Here is a 15,113-nt window from a genome sequence, read left to right as displayed (position 1 = left end):
TTCGGGTGCTTCAGGCTGGTCGAAGCCGGCAGGACCGGCGGGGAAAGCGTCCCGCCGGTCCTACCTGGAATACCCGTAAGGGGCCTCATGTCAAATCGAGCCCGCCCCGACCACAGCCACCTAAGCGATCAGTCCACCCCGGAACGCGACCAATGCCGCCTGCACCCGGTTGACCGCCCCGATCTTGCCCAACACCGACGACACGTAACCCTTCACGGTCGCCTCCGACAAGTGCAACGTCCCACCGATCTCGGCATTGGACATGCCCTGTCCGATCAGGACCAACACCTCACGCTCCCGTTCGGACAGCGAAGCCAGCAACCGCCGCGCCGGCTCGGCCGCCCGTTCACCGTCCGCCACCGCCGCCAGCACCCGCGCCGCCACACCGGGATCGAGCACCGCGCCACCCACCGCGAGGTCGCGCACGGCACGGACCAGCTGTTCCGGTTCAGTGTCCTTGAGCAGGAAGCCCGAGGCGCCCAGCCGCAGCGCCTCCGACACGTACTCGTCCACGTCGAACGTGGTCAGCATGGCGATCTTCGGCGGGTCCGGGATGGCGCGCAGCCTGCGCAGCGCCATCAACCCGTCCGACGACCGCATCCGGATGTCCAGCAGCACGACGTGCGGGCGGTGCCGGCGTGCCAGGTCGGCCACCAGGTGCCCGTCGTCGCATTCGGCCACGACCTCCATGTCGCCTGCGCTGCTGAGGATCATGCGAAGGCCGGACCGGACGAGGTCTTCGTCATCGGCCAGCATCACCTTGATCACGACGCCTCCCCGCGTTGGCGTTTCGTGTTCGTACCCGCCCAGCCTCGCGCACGAACACGCAAGCTGACGTTAATTCCCCGTTATCTCACCACGGACGGACGTGGGTTCAGCCTGTTCACAGTTGCCAGGAAATAACCGAGGTCGACTCAGGACACGCCTGACGGCGCACCTGCGGGCGCACCTCCACCCACGCCCGACAAACCTCACGCCACCCCCAACACCTGCGCGACTTCCTGGCGCAACCGCGGCAGCAGGGCGTAGAGCCGGTCGCCCGGGCAGAGGGTGTCCCGGTAGTCCCGGTGGCCGTGGATCGCCGTCGCCGGGATGCCGTACTGCTCGCACGTGTACACGCAGAACGACACCAGCGAGTCCCACTGCAACTTCGGCGGCTCGACGTCCATGTAGAGGCCTTCGTTCTCGATTCCGATGGCCGCCGTGTTCTGCCCCGGACAATGCGCGCCCACCACGACCCGGTCGCCCGCGCGCAACGCGGCCAGGCTGCCGTGCCTGCCCTCCATCAGGAACCCGCCCCGGCTGTTGGTGAAGTGCTGGCCGGAGTCGATCCAGCCGTTGGTGTCCATGTGCAGGTCCTGGATCCACCGCGCGTTGGCGTAGGCCGCCGCCTGCGAGTAGTCGGTGACGTTCGCCGACGCGGTGTGGTGGATCAGGATCCGCACGGGCCGTTCGTTCACAACGGTCGTCGGCTGCGACGGCCGCCGAGCGCCCCAGTCGGCGCAACTGCGGATGGGCAGGATGGGCGAACCGTGAGCCGGCGAGGCGCCCAACCCCACGAGCACGCCCGCCCCGGCGAGACCGGTGAGCAGCGATCGACGTCGCATCATGTGAATGGTTTTCCCAATCTTGGTGGTTGACGTCAAGCACTCACACCCGGACGGGTGAAGAGCACTCCGGCTCATCCACCCCGACCTCACCAAACGCGAAGGTCTTTCGCGAATCATCGACCAGCCAGTAACGTGCGTCACACGATCCCTGCCTGGAAGGAGCTTCGCGCCATGCGGAGAGCCGCCCGATCGTTAGCCGTGGTCGCCCTCCTCGCCGCGGCCGCCATCACCGTCCCTTCCACCTCCCAGACCGCTCAAGCCGAGGTCAGGACTGCCGCGTTCACCCCGGACGACCACTGCCTCGGCCAGTGCCACGACGTGCTGCCACCCGGCCAGAACGGCAACGCCACCCTCGCCGAGATCCTGGCCCACCGCGCCCTCGGCACCCGCCCGGCGCACTCGGCCGACCAGCTCGGCCGCTACGACTCGCTCGTCTCCGGCTACGGAGGCCTCACCAACGACCAGCTCGGCACGTTCTTCAACGACGCCTCGTTCGGCGTACCGGCCGGCCAGGTCGAGAGCACGATCAAGCCGCGCGCCGACGTCACGATCGTCCGCGACAAGACCCTCGGCATGCCCCACATCTACGGCACGACCCGTTCGGGCACCGAGTTCGGCGCCGGGTACGCCGCCGCGCAGGACCGCCTGTGGCTGATGGACCTGTTCCGCCACCTCGGCCGCGGCCAGCTGTCCGGGTTCGCGGGCGGCGCCGAGGGCAACCGGGCGTTGGAGCAGAGCTTCTACCACCAGATCCCGTACACCGAGGCCGACCTCCAGGCGCAGATCGACCAGGTCGCCACCCGGGGCCCGCGCGGCGCGCAGGCGTTGCAGGACGTGAAGGACTACATCGCGGGCATCAACGCCTACATCACCACGTCGGTCAACAACCGCACGTTCCCCGGCGAGTACGTCCTGACCGGGCACGCCGACGCGATCACCAACTGGAACGACATCAAGCCGTTCCAGCCGACCGACCTGGTCGCGATCGCCGCCGTCGTGGGCGGCCTGTTCGGCGCCGGCGGTGGCGGCGAGGTGCAGAACGCCCTGGTCAAGCTCGCCGCCCAGAACAAGTACGGCGCCGCGGTGGGCGACCAGGTCTGGCGGTCGTTCCGCGAGCAGAACGACCCGGAAGCCGTCCTCACCCTCCACTCGGGCCAGCGCTTCCCCTACGGCACCACTCCCACCGCGCCTCAAGGCACAGCACTCCCGGACAACGGGATCGTCACCCCGGAACCCATGGTCTACAACGCAACGACCACCACACCATCCACAGTAGACACACCGCCGAACCTGGAACCCCTCAAGGGCCTCTTCGCCGAAGGCGTCCTACCCCCCGACCTCCTCGCCCGCAAGCAGGGCATGTCCAACGCCCTGGTCGTGTCCGGCGCGCACACCGACACCGGCAACCCGATCGCCGTCTGGGGACCGCAAACCGGCTACTTCGCGCCGCAACTGCTGATGCTGCAGGAACTCCACGGCCCCGGTCTGCGCGCCCGCGGCGTGTCGTTCGCCGGCGTGTCGATGTACGTGCAGCTCGGCCGCGGCCTCGACTACTCCTGGAGCGCGACCTCCGCCGGCCAGGACATCACCGACACCTACGCCGTCGAACTGTGCGAGCCGACCGGCGCCGCGCCCACCGCCGACTCACTGCACTACCGCTACCACGGCCAGTGCCTGCCGATGGAACGCCTGGAGCGCAAGAACTCCTGGAAGCCCACGGTCGCCGACCCCACGCCCGCCGGCTCGTACACCCTCGTCATGCACCGCACCAAGTACGGCCTGGTGCACAGCCGTGCCAAGGTCGACGGGAAGTACGTCGCCTACACCTCGCTGCGCTCCACCTACCTGCACGAGGTCGACTCGATCATCGGGTTCCAGGAGTTCAACGACCCGGACGCGATCAAGTCGGCCGCCGACTTCCAACGTGCCGCCGAGCACATCGGGTACGCGTTCAACTGGTTCTACGTGGACTCGCGCGACACCGCGTACTTCAACTCCGGCTCGAACCCGGTGCGCAAGGCGACCGTCGACCCGCACCTGCCGGTGAAGGCCGAGCCCGCTTACGAGTGGGAGGGCTGGAACGCCGACCGCAACACGGCTACCTACACGCCGTTCGCGCAGCACCCGAACTCGGTCAACCAGGACTACTACATCAGCTGGAACAACAAGCAGGCCCTCGACTACTCCGCGTCCGGCTACGGCATGGGCTCGGTGCACCGCGGCGACCTGCTGGACGACCGCGTCGAGCAGCTGATCGCCAACGGCGAGGTCACCCGGTCCTCGCTCACGAAAGCCATGGCCGAAGCCGGCGTCGCCGACCTCCGCGCCGAACAGGTCCTCCCCGACCTGCTGCGCGTCCTCGACACGGCACCGGTCACCGACCCGGCCCTCGCCGCCGCCGTCACCAAGCTCCGCGACTGGCAGCGATCCGGCTCACTGCGCAAGGAGACCTCGCGCGGCAGCAAGGCCTACGCCCACGCCGACGCCATCCGCCTGCTCGACGCGTGGTGGCCGCGCCTGGTGGAGGCGCAGTTCAAGCCGGGGCTCGGCGACGCCCTCTACGGTCAGCTCACCCGTGCCATCCAGGTCGACGAACCGCCGTCCGACGCGCACGGCACCGCGCCGCACAAGGGGTCGTCGTTCCAGAACGGCTGGTGGAGCTACGTCGACAAGGACTTGCGCGCCATCCTCGGCGACCGGGTCGACGGCCCTCTCGGCGCTCGCTACTGCGGTGCCGGGAACGTCGCCGCCTGCCGCCAGATCCTCCTGGACAGCCTCGGCGCCGCCGCCGCGACCCCCGCGACCGCCGTCTACCCCGGCGACGACTCGTGCGCCGCCGGCGACCAGTGGTGCGCCGACACGATCATCCACCGGGCCATGGGCGGCATCTCCCACGACAAGGTGAACTGGCAGAACCGGCCCACGTACCAGCAGGTCGTGCAGTTCCCGTCCCGCCGCGGTACGAACCTGGCCAACCTCGCCGCGGGCGCCACCGCCACCGCCAGCAGCTACGAGCGCGGCTGGTACTACTCGCCGCCGTCGAACGCGGTGGACGGCGACCCGGGCACCCGGTGGGCCAGCGACTGGTCCGACCCGCAGTGGTTGCAGGTGGACCTCGGTGCCACGCGCACCGTGGGCCGGGTCGTGGTGTCGTGGGAAGCGGCTTATGCCAAGGGATATCGCATAGAACTGTCCACTGATGGCCGAACCTGGCGGACCGTGAACACGACTTCCGCAGGAGATGGTGGCCGGGATCTTGCGTCCTTCCCACCTGATGCGGCACGATTCGTACGAATGACGGGTATCCAGCGGGCGACAGGTTACGGATACTCGATTCACGAGCTTGAGGTCTACGTCACGTAGACCGGCCCACAGGAAGACCCCGGTCCACCCCCAGGGACCGGGGTCTTCCGCTGTCTCAGGCATGTTTTCGGGCGTGCTCTCGGGCGTGTTCTCGGCCTGACCAGGCCGTCGCTGAGCTGTGGCCGGGCCGGGGCTGAGCCGTCCTACCGGGCCACGAACAGGTAGTTGCGCACGCGATCGTCGATCCGGTCGACCGGACGCCACGTGGTCCGGTCCCAGGCGTGCATCCGGTAGCCGCGCTCGGCGAGCCAGTCCTGCACGTCGCGCGCCCGGTAGCCGAAGCGCAGCACGTGCCGTTCCTCGATCTCCAGGAGAAGTTTCGGTCGAAACCTCTCGATGGTGTCCGCACCGCCTTGCAGCACGCGCAGTTCCGCGCCCTCGACGTCGGCCTTGACGAAGTCCAGCCGGTCGATGGCGTTGGCCGCGCAGAACCGGTCCAGGGTGTCCGTGCGGACCAGGACCTCCAGGTGCTCGGTGAACTCGGCGTTGGAGCCGAGGCCGTCCGAGCCGGACGTGAGGAACGAGCGGCCCGTGACCGGCGTGCCGTGCCGGACCGGGACGCTCATCACCTCGCGGCCCTCGCTGGCGCCCAGCGCGACGGAGTGCCGCACGACGTTGCGGCCCTCGCGCGGGCGCAGCAGGTACGACAGCGCGGGGTGCGCGAACAACAGCGGCTCGATGCTGTGCACTGTCCCCTGTGGACCGACGAGGCGGGACAGCGAGACGGTGTAGAGGCCGAGCGCGGCACCGATGTCGAGGCACACGTCACCGGGCCGCACCACTGCGCGCAGGCCGATCAGCTCGGGTTCGACGAACGGCGTGAGCCGGGCCAGGACGCGCAACGCGCCGGCCACGGCCGCGCCGCGCGCCTCGGTCAGGTTGTGGGTCACGATCACCAGGTTAGGGAATCACGTCAGCGGCTTGGCGCCGTTCTGGTTCGGCTGCACTCGCGGGTGGGTCTGCGACGGCAGTTGCGCCTGCTGGTTCTGGTGCGGCAGTTGCGCCTGGTTCTGGGGCGGCAGTTGCGCTTGGGACTGTGACGGCAGGCCGACCTGCTCGGCGAACTCCGCCGCCACCGACGAGCCGCCGTAGATGCCGAGCGCCTTGGCCAGGTGGAGGCGGACGTCGGTGCGGTGGCCGTCGTCCAGTCGGGGCAGGGCGCTCTCGAAGGAGGTGACGAGGGTGTCCGCCCAGTGCCGGTCGCGGCGCTGCGAGGCGATGCCGACGAGTTCGGCGAGGTGCCTGCTCAACTTGACCGCCTGTTCGACCTCGTAGCCGTTGCGGATGAGCCACCAGATCGTGGCGCTGGACAGGTCGGTCAGCACCTCGTCCCGCAGGTACTTGATCTCGGCGCGTTCGGCGTCCCGTTCGGCTTGGCGCATCGTGGTGGTCTGGAGGAGCTCGATGTGCTTGCGGGCCATCGCCAGGTCCTGCTCGTCCACGGTCAACTCGACCCCGTCCGCGCGTGCCCAGACGTGTGTGCCCTCGACCTGCCGTTCCGCCGCCAGTTCCGCGCCCAGTTGGTGCTGGAGCGGGGCGTGGTGCACCAGCATGGCCCGTTCGGTGAGGGCTTTGGCCCGGTGGATGATGTCGTTGACGGCGGCGCTGCGCGGTGCGTTGTGCCGGACACCGGTCGTCAGGTCCACGCGCCAGTGGATCGTCATCCTGGCGCGGAAGTCGAGCCCGTAGACGGCGCTGGGCAGCGGCGATTCGAACGGGTGCTCGTGGGACGTGGAGGCCGGCACGAAGGTGTACTGCTCGGCGTTGGGGCGGGCGCGGAGCCGACGCCACCAGGCGCCGAGGGAGCCCAGGGGGCCGGGACGGAAGTCAGGCCAGGGACGGCTGCTCATGGGATGGCTTTCGTCGGAGGGGGATATGGCCCCTTCTGTACCTCACTGGACCGATGCGGAACAGATGAGGTCGCCCACTTCGCCCGGACAGCCGACGCCGGAGGCCCCGACCCCTAACCCAAGGTGCACACTCCTAGGCTTCCCGAGTGACAACCCCACCACCGGAAGCCCGACCCCCCACCGGGTAGGCTCACCCCCGCGCCCTCGTAGCTCAGGGGATAGAGCATCGGTTTCCTAAACCGTGTGTCGCAGGTTCGAATCCTGCCGGGGGCACTCACCTTTCGCCGGGTGAATCAGGCCCTGAGCAGCGGCAACGCGCTCGGGGCCTGATCTTTTCTGCCGGACGGGTTCTCGCAGCGCGGGCGTGTCGAACCGTGGTCTTGGGGTTCTGACCGGCCCGAAGGGGTTCGGGCCGGTCGGTGGTGGCGGTTGGGTCAGGGTTTGCGTTTGAGGCGGCGGGTTAGTTCGGCGAGCAGTTGTTGATCGGTGAGGGCGCCCGGGTCGGGGGTGGAGACGCCGCGCAGGTCGGCCTCCTCGGCGGTGAGCAGTTTGGCGGCCACCATGACTTCCAGTGGGCTCAGGCCGAATGCCTTGGCGACGACGCGGGCGGTGTCGAGGGTTGGGCGTTCGCCCTTTCGCCACGCGGTCAGGCGGCTTCGGTCGAACCCTGTCTTCTCGGTCAGTTCCCCTGTGCTCATCCCTCGGTCGTCCATCTGCTTCTGGACGAAGTCCGACCAGGACGAGTCCGCACTCTCGGCTTTGGTCACGCCGCCATGGTACGTGCGCGCACGCAACGCGAGTTGTGCACTCCCCCCAGGTGCCGCTGACCTGCGCGTTGTGCCGACACAACGTTAGTTGCGCTTACGAAACAGATTGCCTAGCGTTGTGAGCACACAACTCGAGTTAGGTGTGCACAACACAGGGCAGGCCATGCCGAACACGATCAAGCTCCGCACCGATGTCTTCACCAAAGCCGCCCGCCTCGCCGGGTTCCGGTCGGACTACGCGCTGGCCAAGGCGATGGACGTGAACCGCTCCACGGTCGCGCGCGTCCTCGGCGGCGAGCTCCAGCCCGGCCCGGCGTTCATCGGCGGCGCGTTGACGGCGCTCGCGCCGATGCAGTTCGACGACCTCTTCGAGATCGTCCCCACCCAGCGGTGATGACGGTCCGTGGTGTCGCGGTCCCGCGCACGTGTGACCCGTTCCCCCGCGAGTCCGCTACTTCAGCGGTGTTCAGCCTCACCCGTTTGGTTGACACTCGTGATCAAGTGACGTCGCAGAGCGATGAGACCAGTGGTCCACCACCTAGAGGTAGGTCCACCGACACGGGGACGCGGAAGGATGGCACGAGGTGAGCGACGAGCCACGGCACGCGGTCGCACGGTTGCGCCAAGACCTGCGGACCTCCGGGCACGCCTGGTTCGACGCACACCGGGACGAGGTCCTGGCCACCCTCCGCGACGCGGTGGCCGAACCGGAAGCCGCGGTCGCGTTGTTCGCCGACGTGTGGCCCGCCGTCCCCGAAGACGTGGACGAGGCGTGGTCGCGTGAGCTGCTCGCCGTCGGTGCCGACCTCGCCGCCGCACTGCCCACCTCCCTCCTGCTGGCCACCGGCTTCCGTCGCGCCGCACAGCGCTTACGGGCACGGGGTGCGCTGCGCCTCGCGGCCGTCGCGGGCATGCGCGAGCTGGCGGTGCACCGCCTCCGGGACGTCGACCCGGACGCCGCGGCCGAAGCGCTGCACGACCTGGCCGCCACCTACCGCGCCCAGGGCCGCATGCACAAGGTCGTCGGGTGCGCCGACGAGGTGCTGGAGCTGTACCTGCTGCACGACGACCGGCCCGGCACCGCGCGGGCGCTGGCGCACCTCGGCGAGTTGATGGTCGAGGTCGGCCGGTACGACTCCGCGGTCAAGTACCTGTCCCGGGCGGACAGGTACTTCGAGGACCTGTCCGACACCGCCGGACGCGCCCGGACCTTGACGTCGCTCGGCCGGGCGCTGTGGCTGTCCGGCGACCGGGTCGTCGCGCACCGGCGGTTCAACCGGGCGCTCGGCCTGCTCATCGGGACCGACGACGCCGAGGCGCAACGCGTGCGCGACCTGGTCGCCGGACTGGAGTCAGTCCCGGAACCAGTGCAGCAGGGCCACGCCGATCTGGATCAGCAGGCCGACGACGAGGCGGACCCGCGGCAGGAGCCCTGAGCGGTGACGTCGGCGGCAGGCCCGCCGGTGGCACCCGGCACGGCGGCATCGGCGTGGGGAAGAGTGGGAGGACGGGTGGTCGGGGGAGGCGCTCATCGGGGTTGTCGTTCTCTCCGGGGTCGTCAAGCGGTGGTGTCGGGGTGGTCGGCCAGCAGGCGCAGCACGTCCCGGCACAGGAACACCCGGCGGTAGCCGAGGAACTCCCACGGGACGAGCACGCCCAGCTCGACCAACCGGGAGGTGAGGTCGGTGGCGGCCTTCGCGGTGATGCCGTAACGCGTGCGCAGTGACCGGTGGTCCACCACGGGGAAGCCGATCAGCTCGGCCGCCACCAGCGGCAGCCTCCCCTTGCGCGGCAACCGGGTCGCGTAGTCGTCGGCCAGCGCCTCCAAGTGCTCGATCAGCCTCAGCTGCGCCAACGCCTGGTCGCGCACGGCGGTGGCGAAGAAGTCGACCCAGCGGTCCACCCGGCCGGTGTCGACCACGGCGCGGATCTGCCGCTGGTACTCGGCCAGCGCGGTGTCCAGCCACACCGACAGCGGCAGCACCTGGTCGCGCACCAGCCCGGACCGCACCATCTCCAACGTCGAGAACGTCCGCGCGACGTGCCCGTTGGCCGTGGGGAACGGTTGCAGCACCTCGAGCTGGTAGTGCGCGAGCGCGGTCTTGGCGATCCTCGGCTGCTCGTCCTCCTCGCGCACCCACGTCGACCACTGCTCCAGCAGCGCCACGAGGTGCGCGCCGGTCGCGGTCAGCAGGTAGGCCCGCTCGTCGCTGACCCCCAGCCGGCCGGGCGCGTCGCGCAGCACGTCCTGCAGCCGGCGGCCGGGCGTGCCGCCGGTCATGATCGCGGCGACCTCGGCGACCAGCTCGGCGTCGACCAGGGCACCGGCGCGCACCCGGTCCAGGCCGTGGGCGCACGCCCGCAGGAAAGGCGCCACGCGCTGGGACGGCGCGGCGCTGTCGGTGGGCGGCGGGCCGTCCTGGGAGGCCAGCAGGTCGGCCGCGAACGTCTCGCGCAGACCCACGGCGACCCCGGACAGCCCGGCCGAGCTGTTCGCGTCGCGGACCTGCGTGGAGCGGACCAGGGCCGGTCTGACGCCCAGCCGGTCGGCCGCCTCGTCCAGCCGGCCGAGGGCGTGCTCGGCCTCGGCGCACCGGCGGTAGGTCGAGGGCGGCAGGGCCAGGTCGGACGGCAGCGGTGGTGGCAGGTAGGCGCCTTCGCGCCGGAGTGCGGAGGGGATGCCGGGCAGCGGTGGCACCGGCGACCACTGCCCATCGGGCAGGGGGCGGTAATTCATGGCCGGAACCCTGGCACGACGACCGACGCTTTGGCAAGCATTCTCAGAGCAAGTGAAGCAAGCTACCCATTAACTACACATCGGTCTCGATACACCCGCTAGGCCGTTCGAGTTAATACCCTGGCGGTCGCCCGCAAAATTACGGTCCACCACCCATAGATCACGACATCTGCGCAGCTCAGCCTACACGTGAGCGTCACCCGGACACCACCGTCGAAGATTTTCCCCGGACACCACGCCGAGCTGCGCTATTCCACCTCAGGCGAACACCGGGAAAGTGATCACGGCACCGCGTCACGTTCCGAAATGGGCCACTGGTCTCAACGTTGCGTGATTTCACTCGAACGAGTGCCACACCGACGGGAGCCGCCACGCACCGCCGTGATGCCACCGAGACTTGCAGTGATGCCATGAAGGTGCCATAGTGGTGCCATGGACCTGACACCGTACGTCGACAACCTCCGCCGGGAGCTCGCCACCGCCGCCGAGGCGGGTGGCGCGGAGGCACGGGCCCTGGCCGAACGACTCGCCGCCCCGTTGGAGTCGGCGGTGCGGTTGACGCTGCTGGAAGCCTTGTCCACGGCCATGGACGAGATCACCCGCGAGCTGGCTCCGGGCTCGGTCGACGTGCGGCTGCGCGGCCGTGACCCCGAGTTCGTCGTCTCGGTGCCCGATGATGCCACTCCGAGCCAGGATGATGCCACCGAGCTGCCGCCGGTGGTGTCCGACGAGGGTGCGGTCGCGCGGATCAACCTGCGGCTGCCGGAGCACCTGAAGGTCCGGGTCGAGGAGGCCGCGAGCCGGGAGGGCATCTCCACCAACGCCTGGCTGGTGCGGGCCGCCGCCGCCGGGCTCGGCCACGGCACCCGCACCCCCGCCCGCACCTCGGCCGCCCAGCGCTACACCGGCTGGGTCCGGTAGCGCCGCGGCCCGCGGCGCACTAGCAGCGCAAACGTCCACCAGACCCACTCCCAGGGGACACCCATGCCTTCGTTCGCCACGCCCGGACCCATCTCGCTCACCCTCGACCTGGTCAGCGGCACCGCCCTGATCACCGCCGCCGACCGCGACGACACCGTGGTCGAGGTCGGCCCCGGCGACGCCGACAACGCCAACGACGTCAAAGCCGCCGAGGGCACCGAGGTCGACTTCACCGCGGGCCGCCTCACCGTCAGGACACCCCGGTCGCGCAGCATCTTCGGCAGGCCAGGCTCGGTCGACGTCGTCGTGCGGCTGCCCACCGGCTCGACCGTCGTCGCCAAGGGCTCGCTCGCCGACTTCCACGCCGAGGGCACGTTGGGCGAGTGCCGCTTCACCACGTCCGCGGGCAACCTCCGGCTGGCCGACACCGGTCCGCTGAAGGCGGGCACGTCCAGCGGTGACGTGCTGGTCGGCCGCGTCACCGGCCGGGCCGAGCTGTCGACCGGCTCGGGCGAGCTGCGCGTCGGCACGCTCGACGGCCCCGGCACGGTCAAGAACTCCAACGGCGTGACCTGGATCGGCGAGGTCACCGGCGACCTGAAGGTCAACGCCGCCAACGGCGACATCCACGTCGGGCACGCCGCCGGCGACGTGCGCGCCACGACCGCCAACGGCCACATCCGCGTCACCGAGGTCGTGCGCGGCTCGCTGGAGGTGCAGACCAAGTCCGGCGAGCTGGAGATCGGCATCCGCGAGGGCACGGCCGCCTGGCTGGACGTGCGCTCGACCGCCGGCCGCGTGCGCAACGAGCTGACGGGCACCGACACCCCGGGCGACGCCGAGGAGCGGGTGGAGGTCCACGCCCGCACGTACCTCGGGAACATCCTCATCCACCGTTCGTAGAAAACGCCGGCACGCACAATTCCATTGGGGGAAAACGACAATGTGGGACACCAACCCGCAGCAGTTCTGGCTGCGCGGAGAACGGCCCGAGCACGCCGTCGCCTACGACGAGCAGCTGGGCTTCTGGAACGTCTACGGCCACCCCGAGGCCACCGAGGTCCTGGGCGACTGGGCCCGGTTCTCGTCCGACACGTCCCGGCTGCTGCCCGCGGTCGACCAGTCGCTCAACGACGGCAACATCATCCAGCTCGACCCGCCCGAGCACCGCGAGCTGCGCCGCCTGGTCAGCCACGCGTTCACGCCGAAGGTCGTGGCGGACCTGGAGACCCGCATCACCGAGCTGACCCACGAGCTGCTCGACGGCGTCACCGCCGACGACTTCGAGCTGGTCCGCGACCTCGCCTACCCGTTGCCGGTGATCGTGATCGCCGAGCTGCTGGGCGTGCCGGGCAGCGACCGCCACCTGTTCAAGGCGTGGGTCGACAAGCTGTTCGAGAGCACGAACCAGTTCTCGCTCAAGGACGACGCGGCCAAGCAGCGGGAGGACATCCTCGACAGCGTCGAGAGCTTCCGGCCGATGCTGGACTACCTGGGCGAGCACGCCGCGCAGTGCCGCCGCAGCCCGCGCCCCGGGCTGCTCAACGACCTCGTCCAGGCCGAAGTGGACGGTGAGCGGCTGACCGACGCCCAGGTGGTGAACTTCGCCGCCGTGCTGCTGGTCGCGGGCCACATCACCACGACCATGCTGCTCGGCAACACCGTGCTGGCCCTGGACGCGTACCCGGACCAGCTCGCGATGGTCCGCCGGGACCGGGCGCTCGTCCCGGCCGCGATCGAGGAGTCGCTGAGGTTCCTCACCCCGTTCGCGGCGGTCGCGCGGGCCACGAGCAAGCCGGAGACGCTCGGCGGCCTGGAGATCCCGGCCGACCAGATGCTGCTGCTGTGGGTCGGCGCGGCCAACCGGGACCCGCGCCGGTTCGCGAACCCCGACGTCCTCGACGTCACCCGCGACCCCAACCCGCACTTGGGCTTCGGCCGCGGCATCCACTTCTGCCTCGGCGCGCCGCTGGCGAGGCTGGAAGGGCGGCTCGCGCTGAACGTGCTGCTCGACCGCTTCCCCCGGCTGCGCACGGACCCCGACCGGCGGCCGACGTTCATGCCCTCACCGAACTTGACCGGCGTGCAGTCCCTGCACCTGCTCACCGACTAGGAGGAGACCACCATGGCGATCACGGCCACCGGTCTGCGCAAGTCCTACGGCGACCACGTCGTGCTCGACGGCCTCGACCTGCGGGTGCCGCGCGGCACGGTGTTCGCGCTGCTCGGCCCCAACGGCGCGGGCAAGACGACGACCGTGCAGATCCTGTCCACGCTCATCACCGCGGACCGCGGCCGGGCGGAGGTCGCGGGCCACGACGTCGCACGCGACCCGCACGGCGTGCGCCGGGCCATCGGCGTCACCGGCCAGTTCTCGGCCGTCGACAACCTGCTCACCGGCGAGGAGAACCTGCTGCTGATGGCGGACCTCGCCCACCTGGACCGCCGGGAGGGACGACGCCGCGTCGCCCGCCTGCTGGACCGGTTCGACCTCGTGGACGCGGCGAAGAAGCCCGCCTCCACCTACTCCGGCGGCATGCGCCGTCGCCTCGACCTGGCGATGACGCTGGTCGGCGAGCCGCGGCTGATCTTCCTGGACGAGCCGACCACCGGCCTGGACCCGCGCAGCCGGCACGCCATGTGGCAGATCATCCGCGGCCTGGTCGCGGACGGCGTCACGATCTTCCTCACCACCCAGTACCTGGAGGAGGCCGACCAGCTCGCGGACCGGATCGCCGTGCTCAACGGCGGCCGGCTGGTCGCCGAGGGCACCGCGGCCGAGCTGAAGCGGCTGATCCCGGGCGGGCACGTGCGGTTGCGGTTCGCCGACGCGCACATGCTCGACCTCGCCGCCGAGGCGCTCGACGGGTCGTCCCGCGACGACGCGGACCTGACCCTGGACGTGCCGGGGGACGGTGGCGTGCACCAGTTGCGCGCCCTGCTCGACCGGTTGGACGACGCCGCGGTCGAGGTGCAGGACCTGTCCGTGCACACACCGGACCTCGACGACGTCTTCTTCGCCCTCACCACCGAGAGGACCGCACCGCGATGAGCACCCTGGCCATCCGCGACACGACCACCATGCTGCGCCGCAACCTGCGGCACATGCAGCGCTTCCCGCTGATGTCGATCGGCACGCTGGGCATGCCCGTGCTGATGCTGCTGCTGTTCGTGCACGTGTTCGGCGGCTCGCTCGGCGCCACCCTCGCGGGCGGCGCGTCCTATGTGGACTACCTGGCGCCCGGCATCCTGGTGATGACGGTCGGCGCGGGCGCGGCGTGGACCGCGGTGAACCTGTGCACCGACATGGGCGAGGGCATCGTCGCCCGGTTCCGCACCATGGCGATCTCCCGGTACTCGGTGCTGACCGGGCAGGCGCTGAGCAGCGTGCTCAACACGGTGGTCAGCCTCGCGCTGGTGATCGGCGTGGCGCTGCTGGCCGGGTTCCGCCCGACCGCGGGCCTCACCGGCTGGCTGGCCGCGGCCGGGCTGCTGGTGCTGCTGGCCCTCGCGTTCACCTGGTTGGGCATCGCGTTCGGCCTGGCCGCGAAGACGCCCGCCGGCGCGAACAGCTCGTCGCTGCCGCTGCAGTTCCTGCCGTTCGTGAGCAGCGCGTTCGTGCCGACCGACTCGATGTCGAGCGGGCTGGCGTGGGTGGCGGAGAACCAGCCGTTCACGCCGATCATCGACACCCTGCGCGGGCTGCTCATCGGCACGCCGATCGGTGACAGCGGGTACTGGGCGGTCGGCTGGTGCCTGGTGATCACCGCCGTCGGCCATGCCTGGTCGCGTGCCCTGTTCAACCGCGACCCGTCGCGCTGAGCCCCTGGTCGAGGCGGCCCCGCCCCGCTGAGGGCGGGGCCGC

Annotated in this window: 14 protein-coding genes and 1 tRNA gene; 9 read left to right on the top strand and 6 right to left on the bottom strand. The window is 70.3% G+C overall.

The window, feature by feature from the left end:
- Nucleotides 1-120: 120 nt before the first annotated feature.
- Nucleotides 121-768 carry a response regulator gene (locus B0I31_RS21870; RefSeq protein ID WP_053719266.1) on the bottom strand — a complete coding sequence of 216 codons (648 nt, stop codon included), beginning with the start codon at nt 766-768 and terminating at the stop codon, nt 121-123.
- Between the two features lie 203 nt (nt 769-971).
- The gene (locus tag B0I31_RS21865) at nt 972-1,607 is read right to left on the bottom strand and encodes a peptidoglycan recognition protein family protein (protein WP_245950218.1); all 636 of its coding nucleotides are present in this window, start codon (nt 1,605-1,607) and stop codon (nt 972-974) included.
- A 174-nt stretch (nt 1,608-1,781) separates the two neighbouring features.
- Here B0I31_RS21865 and B0I31_RS21860 point away from each other — a divergent pair, with 174 nt between their 5' ends.
- Nucleotides 1,782-4,973 (top strand): penicillin acylase family protein, encoded by a 3,192-nt coding sequence (locus B0I31_RS21860; protein ID WP_106617239.1) that lies wholly within the window; start codon nt 1,782-1,784, stop codon nt 4,971-4,973.
- A 143-nt stretch (nt 4,974-5,116) separates the two neighbouring features.
- Here B0I31_RS21860 and B0I31_RS21855 read toward each other — a convergent pair whose 3' ends face one another.
- Nucleotides 5,117-5,863, bottom strand: coding sequence for an FkbM family methyltransferase (locus tag B0I31_RS21855; RefSeq protein WP_219910753.1), 747 nt, complete (start codon nt 5,861-5,863; stop codon nt 5,117-5,119).
- A gap of 18 nt (nt 5,864-5,881) precedes the next feature.
- Nucleotides 5,882-6,823 carry a hypothetical protein gene (locus tag B0I31_RS21850; RefSeq protein WP_245950215.1) on the bottom strand — a complete coding sequence of 314 codons (942 nt, stop codon included), beginning with the start codon at nt 6,821-6,823 and terminating at the stop codon, nt 5,882-5,884.
- A gap of 200 nt (nt 6,824-7,023) precedes the next feature.
- Between B0I31_RS21850 and B0I31_RS21845 the strand changes: the two genes are divergently transcribed.
- A tRNA-Arg gene (locus B0I31_RS21845) sits at nt 7,024-7,096 on the top strand.
- 161 nt (nt 7,097-7,257) lie between these two features.
- On the opposite strand, the gene B0I31_RS21840 is transcribed toward B0I31_RS21845, so the two are convergent.
- Nucleotides 7,258-7,590, bottom strand: a complete 333-nt coding sequence (locus B0I31_RS21840) for a helix-turn-helix domain-containing protein (RefSeq protein ID WP_106617237.1) — start codon at nt 7,588-7,590, stop codon at nt 7,258-7,260.
- Nucleotides 7,591-7,753: 163 nt separating this feature from the next.
- Here B0I31_RS21840 and B0I31_RS21835 point away from each other — a divergent pair, with 163 nt between their 5' ends.
- Nucleotides 7,754-7,984 (top strand): transcriptional regulator, encoded by a 231-nt coding sequence (locus tag B0I31_RS21835; protein WP_106617236.1) that lies wholly within the window; start codon nt 7,754-7,756, stop codon nt 7,982-7,984.
- Between the two features lie 190 nt (nt 7,985-8,174).
- On the top strand, nt 8,175-9,026 hold the full coding sequence (locus B0I31_RS21830) for a tetratricopeptide repeat protein (RefSeq protein ID WP_106617235.1): 852 nt from the start codon (nt 8,175-8,177) through the stop codon (nt 9,024-9,026).
- 122 nt (nt 9,027-9,148) lie between these two features.
- Here the strand turns inward: B0I31_RS21830 and B0I31_RS21825 are convergent, their stop codons facing one another.
- Nucleotides 9,149-10,327: a Fic family protein gene (locus tag B0I31_RS21825; protein ID WP_146173904.1), complete on the bottom strand. Its 1,179-nt coding sequence runs from the start codon at nt 10,325-10,327 to the stop codon at nt 9,149-9,151.
- Nucleotides 10,328-10,759: 432 nt separating this feature from the next.
- Here B0I31_RS21825 and B0I31_RS21820 point away from each other — a divergent pair, with 432 nt between their 5' ends.
- From B0I31_RS21820 to B0I31_RS21800, 5 genes are all read left to right on the top strand, one after another.
- The gene (locus B0I31_RS21820; RefSeq protein ID WP_106617233.1) at nt 10,760-11,248 is read left to right on the top strand and encodes a hypothetical protein; all 489 of its coding nucleotides are present in this window, start codon (nt 10,760-10,762) and stop codon (nt 11,246-11,248) included.
- Between the two features lie 63 nt (nt 11,249-11,311).
- Nucleotides 11,312-12,151, top strand: coding sequence for a DUF4097 family beta strand repeat-containing protein (locus tag B0I31_RS21815; protein ID WP_106617232.1), 840 nt, complete (start codon nt 11,312-11,314; stop codon nt 12,149-12,151).
- Nucleotides 12,152-12,191: 40 nt separating this feature from the next.
- Nucleotides 12,192-13,361: a cytochrome P450 gene (locus B0I31_RS21810; RefSeq protein ID WP_106617231.1), complete on the top strand. Its 1,170-nt coding sequence runs from the start codon at nt 12,192-12,194 to the stop codon at nt 13,359-13,361.
- A gap of 12 nt (nt 13,362-13,373) precedes the next feature.
- Nucleotides 13,374-14,300, top strand: a complete 927-nt coding sequence (locus B0I31_RS21805) for an ATP-binding cassette domain-containing protein (protein WP_106617230.1) — start codon at nt 13,374-13,376, stop codon at nt 14,298-14,300.
- Complete coding sequence (locus B0I31_RS21800) at nt 14,297-15,070, top strand: ABC transporter permease (RefSeq protein WP_106617229.1); 774 nt, start codon at nt 14,297-14,299, stop codon at nt 15,068-15,070. The genes B0I31_RS21805 and B0I31_RS21800 overlap by 4 nt, the downstream gene beginning before the upstream one ends.
- The last annotated feature ends 43 nt before the right edge of the window (nt 15,071-15,113 follow it).

It is taken from the genome of Saccharothrix carnea, assembly GCF_003014735.1.
Classification (GTDB): domain Bacteria; phylum Actinomycetota; class Actinomycetes; order Mycobacteriales; family Pseudonocardiaceae; genus Actinosynnema; species Actinosynnema carneum.
This window is presented reverse-complemented; position numbering and strand designations above follow the sequence as displayed.